The sequence below is a fragment of the Clostridium sp. Ade.TY genome (genome assembly GCF_000498355.1).
GTDB lineage: Bacteria > Bacillota > Clostridia > Clostridiales > Clostridiaceae > Clostridium.
In genome coordinates this window covers 28679-47305 of the sequence record NZ_AVSV01000013.1, presented here as the reverse complement: position 1 = coordinate 47305, position 18627 = coordinate 28679, and the positions used below count along the sequence as shown (strand labels likewise).

The following is an 18627-nucleotide window of genomic DNA, read 5'->3' as shown; positions in this document are numbered from 1 at the left end:
AAATTTGCACCCTTTTTTATTCGTTTATTATAGTATTATATGCAGCTAAAGTATTTTTAGCTGTTTTTTCCCATGAGAATTGTCTGCTTCTAGTAAAAGATTTTTTTACCATAGCAAGTACAAGTAGACTATCGCTTAAAACTCTTTCCATAGCATGGCTTAATTCATGAGGATCATGAGGATTTATAAATAATGCAGAATCATAACATACTTCAGGTAATGAAGTTACATTAGAAGTTATAACTGGAGTTCCACAAGCCATAGCTTCTATTGGAGGTAGTCCAAATCCTTCATAAAAAGAAGGATAAACTAACATTTCAGATGCATTATAAAAATAAGGTAAATCTTCTAATTGAATAAAATCTGTAAATATAACATCATTATAAACATTAAGTTCTCTACTTCTATTTAAATAAAGGTTATAGGAAAATCCTTTTTTCCCTGTTATAACTAACTTAGTATTTTTTCTATAAGGTTTAGGTAGTAAAGAATATGCTTCTATAAGTCCTAATATATTTTTCCTAGGGCTAAAACCACCAACATATAATATAAAATCAGATTTTATACTATATTTGTTTTCTAATATTCTTTTACATTGATGTTTTCCAAGTGGTCTATAAATTTCTTCCGCAGCTAAATGAGTAACAAATATTTTTTCATTTGGGAAATTAAATTCTTTATGAATATCACTTTTTGAAAACTCTGAAACTGTTATAATTCCATCACATTGGTCTAATATTTTTGGCATATCATCATTAAAAATTTTTAAATATTTCTTACTAACTGTTTCGGGCATTTTAAGTGGAATTATATCATGTAATGTAATTACCTTTTTACAATTTATATTATCTGATAGTCCAACACCATTTTGAGGAACGTGATATATTTCCATGCTACTACTTGATAAAATATTTGGAACTCTAACCTCATCCCAAAAATTTTCGCTAAGTAATTCATCAACCTTTTCAATTTTAAAGTTTCTATTTAAATTTTTAAGTTCAGGATTTTCAGGGGTAAAAATCAAATAATCATTATTAAAATCTATATTATTTAAGCTTTGTATTAATTGGTGGGTATAAGTTCCTATTCCAGTACCTCTATACCATTTTGCAGCTCTTCCATCAATTCCAACTCTCATGATTGAATCCTTTCAAATTGTTGTTAATTTTATTATATTTTTATAAGGTAAAAAATGTTAATAAAATAAATATAATGTACATATAAATATTAAGGGGGTGGTTAAAATGATGAGAGAGTTTGAAATAGAAAGACAATTCGACATAGAAATAGAAACTCTAAAGGCAAGCAAAGGCGTATATTATTTAAAAACAAATAAAGGTGAAAGGTGTTTAAAGAAAATAAATTATGGACCACAAAAATTATTATTTGTATGTGGAGCTAAAGAACATTTAATAAAAAATGGATTTGATAAAATAGATAGATATTTTTTAAATACTGATGGAGAGCCTTATGCATTAGTAAATGAAGATTTATATACACTATCTAATTGGATTGAAGGAAGAGAATGTGACTTTCATGAAATAGAAGATGTTAAGATTGCTGCAAAAACATTAGCAAAATTGCATGAAACATCAAAAGGATATGATCCACCTGAAAATTCAAAATTAAAGAGTGATTTAGGAAGATGGGTAAATCTTATGCAAAAGAGAGTTAAATCACTAGACAAAATGAGAGATATGGTTAGAAAAAAACATCATAAAAGTGATTTTGATTTGATATATATTAAATCAATGGAATTTTATAAAGAAATGGGAAGAGAAGCATTTAAAACATTAGAAAGTTCAAATTATATGGCGCTTTGTGAAATTGCTGAAATGGATAAGAGTTTTTGTCACCATGATTTTACTTATCATAATATAATAATTGATAAGGATGATAATGTTAATGTTATAGACTTTGACTACTGTAAAAGAGAAATAAGAGTATTTGATATATCAAACTTTATGACAAAAGTTTTAAAGCGAGTTAATTGGGATTTTGAATATGGAAAGGCTATAATAGAATCTTATAATATGGTATCTCCGTTAAGAGAAGATGAATATAAAGTTTTATATGCATACTTACAATTTCCACAAAGATATTGGAGATTAGCAAATAGATATTATTATAATGAAGTTAATTGGGGACAAAATACTTTTGCGAAGAAACTTCAAAATATAATAGATGAAAAAGAAAATTATTTAAGTTTTCTAAATAAATTTAAAGAAGAATATGATATTAAATAAAAAAGGGCTGTTTGATAGCAGCCCTTTATTTTAATTTTATAAAAACATAACATTAGGTTAATACATATAATAAAATGATAAATAATATTTAAGAGGAAATTATGGTTGTAGGAGATGTGGTTGTAAGAAAATCATATGATAAAGATATAACTTTCAAAGTTATAGATATAAAAGAAGAGGACGGAGAAATACGTTATATATTGAAAGGAATTAATATACGAATAATTGCAGATGCTAGTGTTGATGATTTAGAAAAAGTATCAGATGATTATTCAGGGGAAAAGGATAAAATTTTAAATAGTAGAGTTAATGCAGCATTAAAATCTGCAATATCATCAAGAGGAGAAATTGCAAAACATGGTATGTTAAGAGCAAGTAAAACTATAAAAAAAAGTAAAAGTAGTGATGAATTAGTTTTTGGAAGACCAGGAAAGATACTTCATGTAGATGGGGATAAGGAATATATGGATACTTGCTTAAAAGTATATAAACAATTATCTTTAGATGCAGTTGGTGTATCAATACCAGAATGGGAACAACCTAAAAAAATAGTTGAATTAGTTAAAAAGATAAAACCAGATATAGTAGTTTTAACAGGTCATGATGGAGTTTTAAGGGGGACAAGAGATTATTTAGACTTAAATAATTATAGAAATTCAATTTTTTATAGAGATGCAGTTAAAGCACTTAGAGATTATAACTCTAGTTATGATGAATTAATAATTTTTGCAGGAGCGTGTCAAAGTTGTTATGAATGTATGTTAGATGCTGGTGCAAATTTTGCATCATCTCCAAGTAGAGTTTTAATTCATTGTTTAGATCCTGTATTTGTTTGCGAAAAGTTAGCCTATACAAAAATAACAGAAGTAGTTTCTATAAAAGATGTTATAGAAAATACAATAACAGGAATAAAAGGTGTTGGAGGATTACAAACAAGAGGAAAATATAGAGAGGGTTATCCAAAGTCAGAATATATAATATAAAAGGGGAATTTTTTAATTTCCCTTTTTATTTAATTAAATTTAATATGTATAAAATGTATGACATATACAAACAATAAAAAAGTAAGTGAAATATTAAAAAAATATTGACAATATAAAAGTAAAGTGTTAAAATTAAAATTTTACTTGAAATCAATTCAAAAAAATGGTATAATATTAAAAGAAAGAGGGTGTTTTTTTATGGAAAGTATTAGAACAATTGCTTCAATTAAAAAAAGTATTGAGGGACACCTTGGAGAAAAAGTTACTTTAAAGGCCAATGGAGGGAGAAAGAAAATCCTTGTTAACGATGGTGTTTTAGAAAGTATTTATCCAAGTATATTTGTAATAAGATTAGATGACGACACCCAAAGAACCGTGACATACAGTTATTCAGATGTGTTAACTCAAACAGTACAATTACATTTTCCAGGTTAGAAAAAAACTTCGATTTAATTCGAAGTTTTTTTATGCAAAAAAAAAGAAAGATGGTGGGTTTCCATCTTTCAACTATGGTATAAAAGGGTATTGAGAATTTATGAGAGGTTATATGGTCAATAACCATTTACTATATTACGACAAAAAAATACTTTTGTCAACAAAAAAACGAAAAAATTTTTTGGCGAATTATATATATAAATTTTTCCCTTAAATAGGATATTATTTTATTTATTTTATAAAAATAATCATCACATTAGTAATAGATTTTGAATATTTTTATATACATAGTAGTAGGAAGTTTATAGGGAGGAATCAAGATGTCAAAAATAGATGTTATAAAAGAAAGTGTTCAATTTGAACAGTTATTAAGAGAAAGCAATACTACAACTATGTTAAATGAAGAATATTTAATTCCAGATACTCATCCAGATGTTGAAAAAGTTCTTATGGTAGAAGCTAATCCTTATATATTATCTAAAGAAACAGTTGGAGATAAAATTAATGTAGAAGGCAAAGTTGATTATACTGTACTTTATTTAGCAAAGGAAGAAGAAATGGTAGTTTCATCTGTAAAGTATTCTCAAAAATTTAATAATATTTTGGATCTAGATGAAGCTGAACATAGATTAGTGTGTGAAGTAGAATGTAAAGTAGAACATATTGAAGCTCAAATAATAAATGAAAGAAAAGTTTCTATTGATGGAGTCCTTAATTTTAATTGGGAAATATATAAAGGTAGAGAATTAGAATTAATAAAAGATATTGAAGGCGATGAGAGAATTGAAATACTTAAGAAAAATGAAGTTATAAATAATACAAGTGCAAATGAAAATGTGGATATAACAGGAAAGTCTATTATTAGAGTAAGTATGGACAAACCACAAATTGCAAAAGTATTAAAGTCTAATATGGAACTTTATAAAAAGGAAATAAAAGTTGGTGAAGATAAAGTATACTGTGGATGTTATTGCAAACTTTTTATGGCTTATTTAAGTAATGAAAGTAGAGAAGTATTTTGTTTAGAAGATAGTATATATTTATCAAAAGAATTAGAAGTTCCAGGTGTTACACCAGATATGCAAGTTATTGCAGATTATAATATAAAAAATAAAGATGTAAATATTGAAGAAGATGATTTAGGTGAATCAAGAATAGTTAATACTGAAGTATTAGTTAGTTGTAATATAAAAGTATTCAGTAAAAAGAATATTGATGTTATAACAGATGCATATTCACCTAAATTTCCAGTTAATATAGTTAAAGATGAATATGAAATGGGAATGCTTCAAGGAATTTATAATAATGAGATTGTAGTAAAAGATAATATATACATCAATGAAGGAGATATGATGCCTGAAAAAATAATAACATATTCAGGTAATATTATAGTAACAGAAAAATCTGTTGTTAAAGATAAAGTTGTAATTGGTGGATATATAAAAGCTAATGTAATATATAAGACTAATGATGAAGAAAATTATTTAGATAAAGTTTCTGGAGATATTCCTTTTAATATATCTGTAGAAACAAATGGAACAGATGAAAATATGAAAGCTATAGTTAAATCTTGTATAGAAAATATGGAGGCATCCATAGAAGCTAATACAATAGCAATAAAAGCAACTGTTATTACAACTGTTAAAGTTTTATTTGAAGTTAAAAAAGAATTTATAAATGATGTTGTTGAAGGTGAAGGAGAAGAAATAAAGAAAAAGGCTAGTATAACAATATATGTTGTAGGTTCTGGTGATACTCTTTGGAAGCTTGCAAAAAAATATAATACAACTATGGATGAAATAATAAAATTAAATGAATTAGAAGATGTAGATAATTTACAAATAGGAGATAAGTTATTAATTCCAGGTAGAGTTATAGCTTAGAAATAATATTGAGAAGATATTTTTTAAATATCTTCTCTTTTTATATTAAATTTAGAAAAATTTTTAAAACAAGTGACATGCTACTGAGTGGTTAGGAGATATTTCTTTATATTTTGGGGACTTTACTTTACAAATTTCCATACAATATGGACATCTTGTATGAAATCTACATCCATTTGGAATATTTGTTCCATTTGGAATAGATCCTTTTAATAAAATTCTGTGTTTTTTTTCTAAAGGATGGCTTATTGGCATTGATGAAATTAAAACTTTAGTATAAGGGTGAAGAGGATTTGCTCTTAATTCATTTGTAGGTGCACTTTCAACTATTATACCTAAATACATTACAGATATATCATCACAAAAATTCATAACAACACTTAAATTATGTGAGATAAAAAGATATGTAAGTGAAAAATTTTCTTTTAAATCTAACATTAAATTTAAAATTTGAGATTGAATTGATACATCTAAAGCAGCAGTTGGTTCATCACAAACTATAAATTGAGGATTAAGTGATAATGCCCTTGCAATACAAATTCTTTGCCTTTGTCCACCACTAAATTCATGAGGATATTTATTTAAACAACTTTTATCCATTCCGCATAAGCTTAATAATTCTATACATCTATTTTCGATTTCTGATGGAGGAATTATTTTATGTTTTTTTATTCCTTCTGATACTATATTTTTAATTGTCATCTTAGGATCTAAGCTTCCATAAGGATCTTGAAATATTATTTGCATATCTTTTCGAATAGAACTTAACTCTTTTTTTGAAAGTTTAATGTTTTTATCAACATCAAAAATAACTTTATTATTGAATTTTACACTTCCGCCTGTAGGTTCTATTAAATTTAATATAGCTTTTCCAGTTGTAGATTTTCCACATCCGGATTCACCAACTAATCCTAAAATTTTCCCCTTTTTTATAGAGAAAGATATATCATCAATTGCTTTATTATATAATTTACTTCTAGAAAAAAATTTATTTCTAACTAGAAAATATTTTTTTAAGTTTTTTACTTCTATTAAATTATCAATGTTATTTGAATTTATCATAAAATTACTCCTTATTAAGCCAACAACATAAAGTATGGGTAGAATTTATTTTTTTTATTGGTGGCTCTTTAATAAAGCATATGTCAATACATTTATCACATCTAGTATTATAAGGGCAACCTTTTATATATTCATAAGGACTAGGTATTGAACCTTTTATAGAAAAAAACCTTTTGTTGAATTTTTGTGGCATTGATTTTATAAGTGCTTTGGAATATGGGTGTAATGGATTATTAAAAAATTCTAATACATCACATTGTTCAACGATTTTCCCTTTATACATTACAATTACTCTATTAGCTAATTCGGATATTATACCAAGATCATGAGTTATAAATAATACTGAGCAATTATTATGTGTAGTTATGTTTTTTAATAAATCTAATATTTCAGCTTGGGTTGTAACATCTAATGCTGTAGTGGGCTCGTCTGCAATTATAATTTCAGGATTGCAAGCCATAGCAATAGCAATCATAATTCTTTGGCACATACCACCACTTAATTCAAAAGGATATTTTTTTATTATTTCTTCTGGATTTGGAATTTTTAAATTGTTTAAAATTTCTAAAACTCTTTGTTTATTTTCAGCTTTAGAGCCTTTTTTATGTATTTTTAAAACTTCAAGTATTTGATTTCCAATCGTAAAGACAGGGTTTAATGAAATCATAGGTTCTTGAAATATCATTGAAATTTTATTTCCCCTTATATTGCACATTTCAGAATCAGATAATTTTAATAAATCTTTATTGTGAAATAAAATTGAACCTTTTTCTATAAATCCATTTGGTTTAGGAATTAAATTCATTATTGATAGAGAGGTAACACTTTTTCCACTACCGGATTCGCCGATTATTCCAAGAATTTCTCCTTTTTTTAAGGAAAAAGATATATTGTCAACAGCAATTATCTTTCCGTAATCTGTATTAAATGTTGTTGTAAGGTTTTTTACTTGTAATAAATTCATTATATTAATCTCCTTAAATTTTTATTTTAGGATCTAATGCATTTCTTAAACCATCACCTAAGAAGTTTATTGATAAAACTGTTAATATTACCATAATTCCGGGTGGAACCCATAGCCACCATTCATTTTGAAGAGTTTGTATATTTTGGGCTGCAGATAACATACTTCCCCAACTTGGATTAGGAGGTCTAACTCCCATACCTAAAAAACTAAGTGATGCTTCTGTAAGTATTCCATCTGCAACACAAAGTGTTGAAGCAACCAAAATTGGTGACATTATACTTGGAATTAAGTGTTTTATTATTATTTCACTAGAACTTAATCCCAAAGCTTTAGCAGAGAGTATAAAATCACTTTTTTTTAAGTAAAGTATTTCAGCTCGTACTATTTTGGCTATACCTGGCCACATTAATATTCCAATTATCAATATTAAATTAAATATATTTGGACCTACGATTGAAGCTATTGTAATAGCTATAACAAAAAATGGAAAACACATTATTATATCAATTAATCGCATTATAATAGAATCTATTAATCCACCATAATAACCAGCAATAGAACCTATTGTAACTCCTATAATTAATTGAATAAACATAGAAGATATTCCAACTGATAGTGATATCCTACCACTATATAAAAGTCTTGAAAATACATCTCTACCTACTTCATCAGTTCCTAATATATGAGTAATATTTGGTGATGATTTTATATTATATAAATCAGTAGTACTAGGATTGTAACTTGTAATAAATGGAGCTAAGATAGAAAAAAGTGATAATAATATAATAATTATTAATCCTAATATAGCTAATTTATTTTTTGAAAATTTTTTAATAGACATATATTTTAAAGGTGATAAATTATCTAATTTCTTTGATCTAATTTTAAGTATATTCATAAAATTTACCTCCGTAATAATTATCAATCAAGTCTTATTCTAGGATCAGCAATTGCGTATAGAATATCAGCTAGTAGGTTTGAAAAAACTATTAAAACAGCTAACATAATGGTTATCCCCATAATTAATGGATAATCTCTATTTATAACAGATTCATAATTAAGTCTACCTATTCCAGGCCAAAGAAATATAGTTTCTGTTATTAATGCACCTGAAAATAATGAAGGAATTTGCATACAAAGTATTGTTATGATTGATATAAGAGAGTTTTTAAAACCGTGTTTCCATATTGTGGCCTTTAGGCTTAAACCTTTAGCTCTAGCAGTTTGTATATAATTATTTTTAAGTACATCTATCATAGAAGATCTACTATATCTTATAAGTGAAGCTATTTGAGTTAGAGATAAAACCATAACTGGTAAAATCATATGTTTTCCAATATCAAATATTTTCATTATTCCATTATAATTTTCACCTAAAGTATTCATACCAGATGAAGGAAGAATGTTTGTGTTAAAACAAAATATTTTTATAAGTATTAATCCAAAAAAGAATGTAGGTATTGATAAACCTATAAATGAGAATATAGTAGTAATGTAATCAAAAATAGAATTAGGTTTATATGATGAGATTACGCCAATCAATATTGCAATAATAGTTCCAATAGTAAAAGAAAATATTGATAATAAGAATGTGTTCCAAATTCTAGATGATATAACAGTTATCACTGGTAATTTATAATGAATAGAATATCCGAAATCACCTGTAATTGCTCTAGTTAACCATTTTATATATTTTATTGGTAGAGGATCATAATAGCCTATTTTTAATAACATTTTTTGAACAGTTTCTGGTGGTATAGTTGGGTCTATCATAGTTGAATATGGATTTCCTGGTTGTAGTTGAACTAGTGCAAATACTATAATAGATATACCAAGAAGTATTGTAAGTGCTGTTCCAATTCTTTTGATTATATAATATAACATACTCTATAAACATTTATTATAAAATAAATGTCTCGATACCTCCTTTATAATTTTTTATGTATTTAAATATATTAAAATAAAAAGAAGGGACTAAAAATCCCTTCCTTAATTATTATTCTTCTATATACCAATTTTTTATATTGTTAAATTCATCGAAAGTAGAAGGTTTAAATTCTTTAAGTTTTGCTGTATACATTATTTCATTATTTTCTACATATAAAAATGCTTCTGGAACGTCTTCGTTTAATATTTTCCCAAATTCAGCATAAACTTCTTTACGCTCATCTTGATTTATAGTTGCAAGACCTTTATTTAATAAAGTATCTACTTTAGGATTTTTATATGAGACTATATTCCAACCTTGCTCTCCCTTTTTATCAGAAGCTGCTTTAGAACTCCAAAATGGCTTTGGATTTGGATCAAGTGATAAAGTATTTCCCATTAAATACAAATCAAATTCATGATTTGCAACTACTTGTTCCATTAGTGTGGAAAATTCCATAGAAGATAGTTTTATATCAATACCTACTTTTTTTAGACTTTCTTGAATTATTAAAGCAGTTTGTTCTCTAGATTTTAATCCAGTAGGATATTTTAGTTCAGCTATAAATTTTTCACCTTTAGAATTTTCAAGTATGCCATCATTATTTTTGTCACTCCAACCAGCTTCTTTTAATAGAGATTTAGCTTTTTCTATATTGTAATTATATGCATTTAATTTAACATCTTTTGGATAAGCCCAACTAGTAGGTAATAAAGGTGTATTTATAACTTCACCATTTCCTTCTAATAATTTATCTACTAGTAGCTTTCTATCGATTGCATACATAAATGCTTGTCTAACTTTTTTATCCTGGAATTTCTTTTCTCTTAAATTAAAGCCCATATATTGGAACATATAATCTGGATAAGTTGTTGTATCAAAACCATCTTTTTTTAGTGTTTCTACTTCAGATTTACTCATATCATTTACATTAGCTATATCTACATTTCCATTTTTAAATTCGGCTTGTAATGTATCAGGATTTGTTATTTTTAGTATAATTTTATTGGTTTTAGCTTTGCCGTTAAAATAATTATTAAATACTTCTAATTCAACATATTGTCCTGATTCGAATTTATTTAATTTGTAAGCACCAGAACCAATTGGGTTATTTAATAATTTAGTTTCTTTATCCCAATTTTTTATTGGAATTTTTGACCAAACATGTTTTGGAATTGGTTTTAAATTTAAAATAGCATTTAGAGAAGGTGAATAAATTTTTTCAAAGGAAATAGTTATAGTATTATCATTTACAACCTTTATTCCTTTTATAGATTTTGTCTTTCCTTCAGTAAAACTTTTTGCACCTATTATATTACCTAATTCACCGGCAGAGCCACCAGTATAATTTGGATCTAACATTGAATATAAAGTAAAAGCAACATCTTCAGCAGTTATAGGTTTATCATCATGCCATTTTGCTTTTGGATTTAAATTCAATGTTAATTCTTTTTGGTTATCTGATATTTTATAACTTTCAGCTATACATGGTTGAATAGAACCATCTTCATTAATAATTAATAGTGGATCATATATGATATCGTTTACCTTAACATCATATCTAGTATCGCATATAAGCGGATTAAATACACCTGTTGGTGAAGTACTTAATGCATATACTATTTTATCTTTTATTTTTCCTGTTTTTTTATCTGTTTTATTGCTACAACCAGTTATTGATAAACCAATTAATAGGTTAGCAGCAATTAACATAGATAGTAATCTTTTGCCTCTCAAAAAAATTCCCCCTTTATTAATATACAAAATAATTATATACAATTATTTTCTAAGCATTCTCTTTAGATTAAAGTAAATAGAATAAATTAACTCTTAAATACTTAAGAAAGCTGAATAAAGCTTGAGTATAAGTGTTTAAGAAAAAATTTACTATTTGTTAATTTGTTTACAAATTAGTAAAAATGAGTTTAAAAGTGTATTTAAAATTAATTACATTATAAGGTGTTATTTGAATTCTATAAATATTTTGAATAAATTGTAATGGAGGTGGAAATAATAATAAACGCATGATTTGAGGTGAATATTATGAAATATAGGCTAAATTATAACCTTGTAATTATAGGTGGTTCAGAAGATAAAGATGGTAGGAAAAAAATATTGAATGAAGCATGTGAATTAATAAATAAAGATAGAGATTTATTGCTTGTAGCAACTGTTGCTTCAGAAGTTCAAGATGAAATGAAAGATATTTATAATAAAGTGTTTAAAGAAATTGGAGTAAAAAATATAGAGTTTTTAAATATTGATGATAGAAAAGAATCATATTTAGAAGAGAATATAGAAAAAGTTACTATGTCTAAACTTATATTTTTTACAGGAGGAGATCAATTAAGAATAACTAGTCTTATAGGTGGTACGCCACTTAATAAAGCTCTTTTAAAAGGGCTACATAATGGAAAAGTTATTGTTGGAACTTCAGCAGGGGCATCAGTTATGAGTTCAACTATGATTTTAGAAGGAGATGATGAAGAAGCTCCTAAAAAGCATAGTATTAATATGTCACCTGGATTAGGTCTTTTAGAAAATATTATTATTGATCAACATTTTATACAAAGAGGTAGAATAGGAAGACTTCTTACTGGTGTTGCAGAAAATCCAGAGTATTTAGGGATTGGAATAGATGAAGATACAGCTATAATTATTGATGAAAGAAAAGTGTTAAAGGTTATTGGAAATGGTGCAGTATACATAATAGATGGAAGCAAAATAAATCATACTAATATATCGGAACAATGTAGAGATAAACCATTAAGCATATTCAATGTGAAATTACATGTATTAATAGAAGGAAATAAATTTGACTTAATAAAGAAGATACCTTTTGAGGAGGATGTATTGAGAGATGAGGATAACAGGGATAAGAATATTTAATGGAAGAAATATTTATTCTCATAGAAGATGTGTGAGAATGGATGTAGATTTAGAGGGATATTCTGAAATACCAAGTAAAGAAATCAATAATTTTAATGAAGTTTTAATTAAGACATTACCAATTCTTAAAGAGCATAGATGTGGAATAGATATAGAAGGTGGATTTATAGTAAGGTTAAATGAAGGAACATATCTATCTCATATATGTGAACATATAGTAATTGCAATACAAAATATGATTGGTTTAGATGTATCTTATGGTAAGGCTAGAGAAATTAAAGGCAACAATTACTATATTATTTATGAATATGTATATAAAGATACAGCTATTGAAGTTGGGAAATTAGCAGTAGATCTTATTAATTCATTAATAGAACAAAAAGGAATTAATTTTAAAGAAAGATTAGATTTAATTATAGAAAATATGAGAAATGAGGCTATTGGACCTAGTACTTCTGCTATAAAAAAAGCTGCTGAAGAAGTTGGTATCCCTGTATTTCAACTTTATAATTCAGGTTATTATCAAATTGGATATGGAAAGCAGGGTAGAATAATAGAAGCAACCATAGGGAGTTCTACAACTTGTATAGGAGCAGATATATCTTGTGATAAATTATTAACTAAGAAGCTTTTAGATAATCAAAGTATACCAGTAGTTAAAGGGGCAAAGGTTTATAATGTTATAAACTTATTAAAAGAAGCAGAAGATATTGGTTATCCAGTTGTTTTAAAGCCACAATGTGGAAATCAAGGAAAAGGGGTATATTTAAATATAAAAGATGAGAAAGAGCTTATAAGAATTTATAATAAGCTTAGTATAGATAAAAAAGAAATTATGATAGAAAAATATATAATTGGAAATGACTATAGAGTTTGTGTTGTAGGAAATGAAGTTGTAGCAGTTTCATTGAGAATTCCACCTAAAGTTTATGGTGATGGAGAAAGAAGCATTAAAAATCTTGTTCATGAGTTAAATTCGGATCCTTTAAGAGGCGAAGATCATGAGAAACCTTTAACAAAGGTTAAGATTGATGAAGAGATGAATTTAATTTTAAGTAAACAAGGGTATAGTATAGATAGTATTCCAAAAGACGGAGAAGAAATAGTTTTAAGGATAAATGCTAATCTTTCAACTGGAGGTACAGCAGTCGATTGTACTGATTTAATATGTGAGGAAAACAAGGAATTTTGTGTAAGGGCAGCAAAAGCTGTTGGATTAGATATATGTGGTGTTGATGTGATATCAAAAGATATAAGTAAGCCTATAAATGAATATGGGGCTATAGTTGAGGTGAATGCAGCTCCAGGTATAAGGATGCATCATTATCCATCAAAAGGTAAAAGTAGAGATGTCGGAAAGTATATATTGAATCATCTTTATAATGGAAATCCTAGAAATATACCTGTAGTATCAATAACCGGAACTAACGGGAAAACAACTACTACAAGGCTTATAGCTTATGTATTAAGTTTAATGGGGAATACTGTTGGAATGACTTCAACTGATGGAATATATATAGGTGATGAATGCATAGATATAGGTGATGATACTGGATTTGGAAGTGCAAAAGCAGTTTTATTAAATAAAGATGTAGATGTGGCTGTGCTTGAAACTGCAAGAGGTGGAATGATAAGAAACGGATTAGCTTATGATTTAGCAGATGTTGGTATTGTAACCAATATAACAGATGATCATTTAGGCATAGATGGAATAGAAAATCTTGAAGATTTAAGTTTTGTTAAATCTTTAGTTACTGAAGCTGTAAAACCAAATGGATATTCTGTTTTAAATGCTGATGATGAATGGAGTAAAAATCTAATAGATAGAGCTAAAGGCGAAATAATATTCTTTGCGAAATCTAAACATAACCCATTGATAGAAAAAAATATAAATGAAGGCAAAAAAGCTGTATTTATAGAAGATGATGTATTATGCGTAATAAATAATAATAGAAAATATAAAATTTTACAAATAAGTGATATACCAATAACACTAAACGGAACATTAACATTTAATATAGAAAATGTTCTTGGAGCTTGTTCTGTATTAGTTGGATTAGGAATAGATTATTGCATGATTGCTAGAGGATTAAGTAAGTTTAAATTAGATAGTAAACATAATTCAGGAAGATTCAATATGTATGATATAGATGGTAAAAAAGTAATATTAGATTATGGTCATAATATTGATGGATATAAGGCGATTTTTGAATCATTAAAAAATATGAAATATAATAAAGCAATTGGAGTAATAGGAATTCCAGGTGATAGAAGTAATAAAATGGCAAAAGAAATTGGAAGAATAAGTGGTGAGAACTTAGATTATATAATTATAAAAGAGGATGCAGATAGAAGAGGACGAAAAGCTGGCGAGATTGCAGCACTAATAGAAAGTGGATTAGATGAGAAAGTTAATAGAAAAATAGTATTAGATGAAGTTATGGCTTTTAAAGAAGCGTTAAAAATTAGTAATAAAGATGATATAGTAATAGTATTTTTTGAACAATTAAATCCATTAAGAGAAGTTATAGAATTAAGTAAAAATAAAATAAAAGAAGATAAAAGTGATTTAGTAAATCTATAATGATATTTGAGCATGTAAATTAATAGATAATTCCATTAATTTATATGCTCATTATTTTATATTACAAAAATAGACATAGAAAAATAGCTATGATAAAATATGAAATAACATTATCAGAGGGAAGGTATATATTTATGAAGACTAAAGCATACGCTAAAGTTAATATAGCATTAGACGTAGTTGGAAAGAGAGAAGATGGATATCATTTATTAAGAATGATAATGCAAGCTATAGATTTATATGATGAAATAACAATAGATAAAATAAAAAAGGGAATAAAGATAAGTTGTAATAAGCCATATGTTCCGACAGATGAAAGAAATTTGGCTTATAAAGCGGCTAAATTATTTATAGATAAATTTAATATAGATTGTGGAGTAAACATAAATATTAAGAAAAATATACCTGTATCTGCTGGGTTAGCTGGTGGAAGTACAGATTGTGCAGCAGTATTAAGGTTAATGAATGAATTATTTAATACTAACCTTACTGAAAAAGAACTTATGGATTTAGGAGTAAAGCTTGGCGCAGATGTTCCTTATTGTATAGTTGGTGGAACTGCTTTATGTGAAGGAATTGGAGAAAAATTAACTAAGCTTAAACCTTTTAAAGATAAAATATTGGTTCTAGTTAAGCCGCCTTTTGGTGTTTCAACTAAAGGGGTATATCAAGAATTTGATCTTTCCAAAGTTGTATTTCATCCAAAGGTTGAAAATATTATAGAAGGAATGGAAGAAAATAATTTAGAGTTTGTATCAAATAATATGAAAAATTTACTTGAGAATGTAACTTTATCAAAATATAAAGAGATTGTATATATAAAACAAGCTATGATGGAAAATGGAGCAATAGGTAGCATGATGAGTGGCAGTGGCCCAACTGTTTTTGCTTTTTTTGATGATATGCTTAAAGCTCAAATGTGTTATGAAAATATGAAGAAAAAATATAAAGATGTATTTATAACAAGAACTATATAAAATAAATGTATAAAACTCTCTTTTATGGTAATACTCATTACTAGATAAGGGGGTTTTATTATGAAGAGGGTTTTATTTGGAATTATATTTGGGTTTATTTTTATTTTAACAGGATGTACAAGCTATTTAGAAAGTGATATGAATGTAAGAGATAATATTAATGAAATAGAATATAAATATGAAGATGTAAAAGATGAGATAATAAGATTTCATGTTATAGCAAATAGTGATAGTGAAAAGGATCAAAAATTAAAACTTGAAGTTAGAGATGAAGTTATAAAATTTTTAGAACCTAAATTATCAGAATCAAAAAATATAGATCAATCAAGAAAAATAATAAAAGAAAATGATAAAAAGGTAAAAAAAATAGCTGAAAATGTGATTAAAGAAAAAGGATATAATTATAGAATAGATAGTGAACTATCAAAGGAGAATTTTCCAGAAAAAGTATATGGAAATATTATATTACCACAAGGTGAATATGAAGCTTATAGGATACTTATAGGAGAATCTGTAGGTCAAAATTGGTGGTGTGTTATGTTTCCGCCATTATGTTTTGTTGATGTTACAAAAGGTGAGGTTGCATATAACGAAACAGAAAGAAGAATGGATAAGGTTGTAAGTAGTAATGAAAAGGAAGAATATAATTTAAAATTTAAGTTTTTAGAAGTATTAAAAGATGTATTTTAATATTAGATTAAAAATTAACTTGATAAAACTAAAGAACAATCATAAACTATAATTTGTAACAATTTAAGAATTGAAAAGTATATAGTTTGATTATGTACAATATAGGAGGAAAAAATTAATGACTAGAGCGTTAGCGATGATTTCAGGTGGATTAGATAGTATATTAGCTGCAAAATTAATAAAAGATCAAGGTATAGATGTTATAGGAATTTGTTTTAGGTCATATTTCTTTAATGAAGAAAATGCATTAAGAATGACTAAGCAAATAGACATACCATTAGAAGTTGTTGACTTTTCAAAAGAGCATTTTGAGATGGTTAAAGACCCTAAAAATGGCTGGGGAAAAAACATGAATCCTTGTATAGACTGTCATGCTATGATGATGAGATATTCAGGAGAATTATTAAAACAGTTTAATGCTGATTTTATAATAACTGGTGAAGTTTTAAATCAAAGACCAATGTCTCAAAATAGACAAGCACTTAACAAAGTAAGAAAAGAGTCAGGATTTGATGATAAAATACTTAGACCTTTATGTGCAAAAAATCTTGAAGAAACAGAAATGGAAAAGTCAGGATTAGTAGATAGAGAAAAGCTTCTTAATATATCAGGAAGAAGTAGAAAAATTCAAATGGAGCTTGCAGAAGAGTGGGGAATAAAAGATTATCCATCACCAGCTGGAGGATGTAGATTAACAGAACCAAATTATTCATTAAGATTAAAAGAAACTCTTCAAAGAAATGGTGATGCAACTCCAACAGAAATAGAATTATTAAGATATGGAAGACATTTCGTAAGTGATAATGGTTGTACTATCATAGCTACAAGAACTAAAGTTGAAGGAGATGAAATAAAATCACTTTTAACAAAAGAAGATTTAGTATTTTATCCAACAAGTCATAATGGAGCTATGATAATAATACATGGTAAATATAATGAAGATGATAAAGTTTTAGCAGCTAAAATAACAGGAAGATATTGCAAGGGAAAAGATTTAGATGAAGTTGAAATATCTTATGGAAAATTTGGATGTAAATTTGAAGGTGTATTAAATATTAAACCAGCAAGTGAAGAGGAAATACTTAAATATATAATACAAATAAAATAAGGAGGAATAAGTTTTGGAGAAGAAAGCGGTTATAAAAATAGTAAGTAATGCTACTATGGAAAATGATGAACTTATAGAAGTTATTACACCAGGTACTTTAAAAATAGATGACAAAGAGTTTGTTGCATTATATAAAGAAACAGAAATATCAGGAATGCAGGGAACTGATACTAAGCTTAGGATAGGTGAAAATTATGTTGTGCTTGAAAGAGAAGGAAGTACAAGTACAAAAATGCACTTTGAAAAAAATAAGTCAACAGTATCTCTTTATAATACTCCTTATGGTATGCTTGAATTATCTATTGATACTAAAGAGTTAGAAATAGATTTTAAAGAAGACGGTGGTAAGGTAACTATAGAATATGAAATGCAAGTTGCAGGTCAACCTCCTATAAAAACTAAATTAAAATTAGATATAAATGCATAATTAAAAGATGGTAGACTAATCTACCATCTTTTTTATTTTTGTATATAAAAGTATAAAAATTGGGAATAATTTATAAAAGGAGGTAGTTATAGATGTTAAGTGGAGAAAAGTATCTTGAAATTATAGATAAAATAAGTAAGTCTAAAAAATTATCTAATGAGGAATTAAATTATATACTTAAAGAAAAAGAAATGAGATACTTAGTAATTTTATTCTTGAGGAAGTATGATTATTTTAATGAAGAAAAAATAAAAGAAATTTTAAATTTAAAAACAAGAAAAGGGATAAATTATAATTGCCGAAAAGCGGAAGAAAAATTGCTTATAAACAAGAGGTTTAGAGATAAATATTTTGAATTAGAAAGAAAGTTTGAAACTAAAATATAAATGTTAATAAAATTTAAATAAAAAATGACTAGATATTAATAAATAAATGTGATACTATATTAT

The 18627-nt window shown here is 26.5% G+C and carries 17 protein-coding genes; 11 read left to right on the top strand and 6 right to left on the bottom strand.

Going from position 1 to position 18627, the window contains the following annotated elements:
- Nucleotides 1–16: 16 nt before the first annotated feature.
- Nucleotides 17–1138: a glycosyltransferase family 1 protein gene (locus O212_RS0104660; RefSeq protein ID WP_024613981.1), complete on the bottom strand. Its 1122-nt coding sequence runs from the start codon at nucleotides 1136–1138 to the stop codon at nucleotides 17–19.
- 106 nt (nucleotides 1139–1244) lie between these two features.
- On the opposite strand from O212_RS0104660, the gene O212_RS0104655 reads away from it, so the two are divergent.
- From O212_RS0104655 to O212_RS0104640, 4 genes are all read left to right on the top strand, one after another.
- Nucleotides 1245–2246: a CotS family spore coat protein gene (locus O212_RS0104655; protein WP_024613980.1), complete on the top strand. Its 1002-nt coding sequence runs from the start codon at nucleotides 1245–1247 to the stop codon at nucleotides 2244–2246.
- A 101-nt stretch (nucleotides 2247–2347) separates the two neighbouring features.
- Nucleotides 2348–3229, top strand: a complete 882-nt coding sequence (gene yabG / locus O212_RS0104650; RefSeq protein WP_024613979.1) for a sporulation peptidase YabG — start codon at nucleotides 2348–2350, stop codon at nucleotides 3227–3229.
- A 198-nt stretch (nucleotides 3230–3427) separates the two neighbouring features.
- Nucleotides 3428–3664: a Veg family protein gene (locus tag O212_RS0104645; RefSeq protein ID WP_024613978.1), complete on the top strand. Its 237-nt coding sequence runs from the start codon at nucleotides 3428–3430 to the stop codon at nucleotides 3662–3664.
- Nucleotides 3665–3984: 320 nt separating this feature from the next.
- Nucleotides 3985–5547 (top strand): SPOCS domain-containing protein, encoded by a 1563-nt coding sequence (locus O212_RS0104640; RefSeq protein WP_024613977.1) that lies wholly within the window; start codon nucleotides 3985–3987, stop codon nucleotides 5545–5547.
- A gap of 63 nt (nucleotides 5548–5610) precedes the next feature.
- Here O212_RS0104640 and O212_RS0104635 read toward each other — a convergent pair whose 3' ends face one another.
- The 5 genes from O212_RS0104635 to O212_RS0104615 form a co-directional block, all read right to left on the bottom strand.
- Nucleotides 5611–6609, bottom strand: a complete 999-nt coding sequence (locus O212_RS0104635) for an ABC transporter ATP-binding protein (protein ID WP_024613976.1) — start codon at nucleotides 6607–6609, stop codon at nucleotides 5611–5613.
- Nucleotides 6610–6613: 4 nt separating this feature from the next.
- Nucleotides 6614–7573, bottom strand: a complete 960-nt coding sequence (locus O212_RS0104630) for an ABC transporter ATP-binding protein (RefSeq protein WP_024613975.1) — start codon at nucleotides 7571–7573, stop codon at nucleotides 6614–6616.
- A gap of 13 nt (nucleotides 7574–7586) precedes the next feature.
- The gene (gene opp4C / locus O212_RS0104625; RefSeq protein WP_024613974.1) at nucleotides 7587–8474 is read right to left on the bottom strand and encodes an oligopeptide ABC transporter permease; all 888 of its coding nucleotides are present in this window, start codon (nucleotides 8472–8474) and stop codon (nucleotides 7587–7589) included.
- A 23-nt stretch (nucleotides 8475–8497) separates the two neighbouring features.
- Nucleotides 8498–9460 (bottom strand): ABC transporter permease, encoded by a 963-nt coding sequence (locus O212_RS0104620; protein WP_024613973.1) that lies wholly within the window; start codon nucleotides 9458–9460, stop codon nucleotides 8498–8500.
- Nucleotides 9461–9572: 112 nt separating this feature from the next.
- Nucleotides 9573–11240: an ABC transporter substrate-binding protein gene (locus O212_RS0104615; RefSeq protein WP_024613972.1), complete on the bottom strand. Its 1668-nt coding sequence runs from the start codon at nucleotides 11238–11240 to the stop codon at nucleotides 9573–9575.
- Nucleotides 11241–11546: 306 nt separating this feature from the next.
- On the opposite strand from O212_RS0104615, the gene O212_RS0104610 reads away from it, so the two are divergent.
- From O212_RS0104610 to O212_RS0104580, 7 genes are all read left to right on the top strand, one after another.
- The gene (locus tag O212_RS0104610) at nucleotides 11547–12392 is read left to right on the top strand and encodes a cyanophycinase (protein ID WP_024613971.1); all 846 of its coding nucleotides are present in this window, start codon (nucleotides 11547–11549) and stop codon (nucleotides 12390–12392) included.
- Complete coding sequence (gene cphA, locus O212_RS0104605) at nucleotides 12364–14976, top strand: cyanophycin synthetase (protein ID WP_024613970.1); 2613 nt, start codon at nucleotides 12364–12366, stop codon at nucleotides 14974–14976. The genes O212_RS0104610 and cphA overlap by 29 nt, the downstream gene beginning before the upstream one ends.
- 134 nt (nucleotides 14977–15110) lie before the next feature.
- Complete coding sequence (ispE, locus tag O212_RS0104600; protein ID WP_024613969.1) at nucleotides 15111–15953, top strand: 4-(cytidine 5'-diphospho)-2-C-methyl-D-erythritol kinase; 843 nt, start codon at nucleotides 15111–15113, stop codon at nucleotides 15951–15953.
- A gap of 60 nt (nucleotides 15954–16013) precedes the next feature.
- Entirely contained in the window at nucleotides 16014–16643 is a 630-nt protein-coding gene (gene spoIIR / locus O212_RS0104595; RefSeq protein WP_024613968.1) for a stage II sporulation protein R, read from the top strand.
- Between the two features lie 118 nt (nucleotides 16644–16761).
- Nucleotides 16762–17751 (top strand): queuosine synthesis, encoded by a 990-nt coding sequence (locus O212_RS0104590; RefSeq protein WP_024613967.1) that lies wholly within the window; start codon nucleotides 16762–16764, stop codon nucleotides 17749–17751.
- A 13-nt stretch (nucleotides 17752–17764) separates the two neighbouring features.
- A complete protein-coding gene (locus tag O212_RS0104585; RefSeq protein ID WP_024613966.1) occupies nucleotides 17765–18178 on the top strand; it encodes a DUF1934 domain-containing protein in 414 nt (137 codons plus the stop codon).
- 92 nt (nucleotides 18179–18270) lie between these two features.
- On the top strand, nucleotides 18271–18564 hold the full coding sequence (locus O212_RS0104580; RefSeq protein ID WP_024613965.1) for a hypothetical protein: 294 nt from the start codon (nucleotides 18271–18273) through the stop codon (nucleotides 18562–18564).
- The last annotated feature ends 63 nt before the right edge of the window (nucleotides 18565–18627 follow it).

Bases quoted from the DNA above. Each gene is read 5' to 3' on its own strand.
- O212_RS0104640 (WP_024613977.1), top strand. From the start codon at position 3,985: ATGTCAAAAATAGATGTTATAAAAGAAAGTGTTCAATTTGAACAGTTA.
- O212_RS0104660 (WP_024613981.1), bottom strand. From the start codon at position 1,138: ATGAGAGTTGGAATTGATGGAAGAGCTGCAAAATGGTATAGAGGTACT.
- O212_RS0104610 (WP_024613971.1), top strand. From the start codon at position 11,547: ATGAAATATAGGCTAAATTATAACCTTGTAATTATAGGTGGTTCAGAA.
- O212_RS0104630 (WP_024613975.1), bottom strand. From the start codon at position 7,573: ATGAATTTATTACAAGTAAAAAACCTTACAACAACATTTAATACAGAT.
- O212_RS0104655 (WP_024613980.1), top strand. From the start codon at position 1,245: ATGATGAGAGAGTTTGAAATAGAAAGACAATTCGACATAGAAATAGAA.
- O212_RS0104590 (WP_024613967.1), top strand. From the start codon at position 16,762: ATGACTAGAGCGTTAGCGATGATTTCAGGTGGATTAGATAGTATATTA.
- spoIIR (WP_024613968.1), top strand. From the start codon at position 16,014: ATGAAGAGGGTTTTATTTGGAATTATATTTGGGTTTATTTTTATTTTA.
- O212_RS0104645 (WP_024613978.1), top strand. From the start codon at position 3,428: ATGGAAAGTATTAGAACAATTGCTTCAATTAAAAAAAGTATTGAGGGA.
- O212_RS0104620 (WP_024613973.1), bottom strand. From the start codon at position 9,460: ATGTTATATTATATAATCAAAAGAATTGGAACAGCACTTACAATACTT.
- O212_RS0104580 (WP_024613965.1), top strand. From the start codon at position 18,271: ATGTTAAGTGGAGAAAAGTATCTTGAAATTATAGATAAAATAAGTAAG.
- opp4C (WP_024613974.1), bottom strand. From the start codon at position 8,474: ATGAATATACTTAAAATTAGATCAAAGAAATTAGATAATTTATCACCT.
- ispE (WP_024613969.1), top strand. From the start codon at position 15,111: ATGAAGACTAAAGCATACGCTAAAGTTAATATAGCATTAGACGTAGTT.
- cphA (WP_024613970.1), top strand. From the start codon at position 12,364: ATGAGGATAACAGGGATAAGAATATTTAATGGAAGAAATATTTATTCT.
- yabG (WP_024613979.1), top strand. From the start codon at position 2,348: ATGGTTGTAGGAGATGTGGTTGTAAGAAAATCATATGATAAAGATATA.
- O212_RS0104635 (WP_024613976.1), bottom strand. From the start codon at position 6,609: ATGATAAATTCAAATAACATTGATAATTTAATAGAAGTAAAAAACTTA.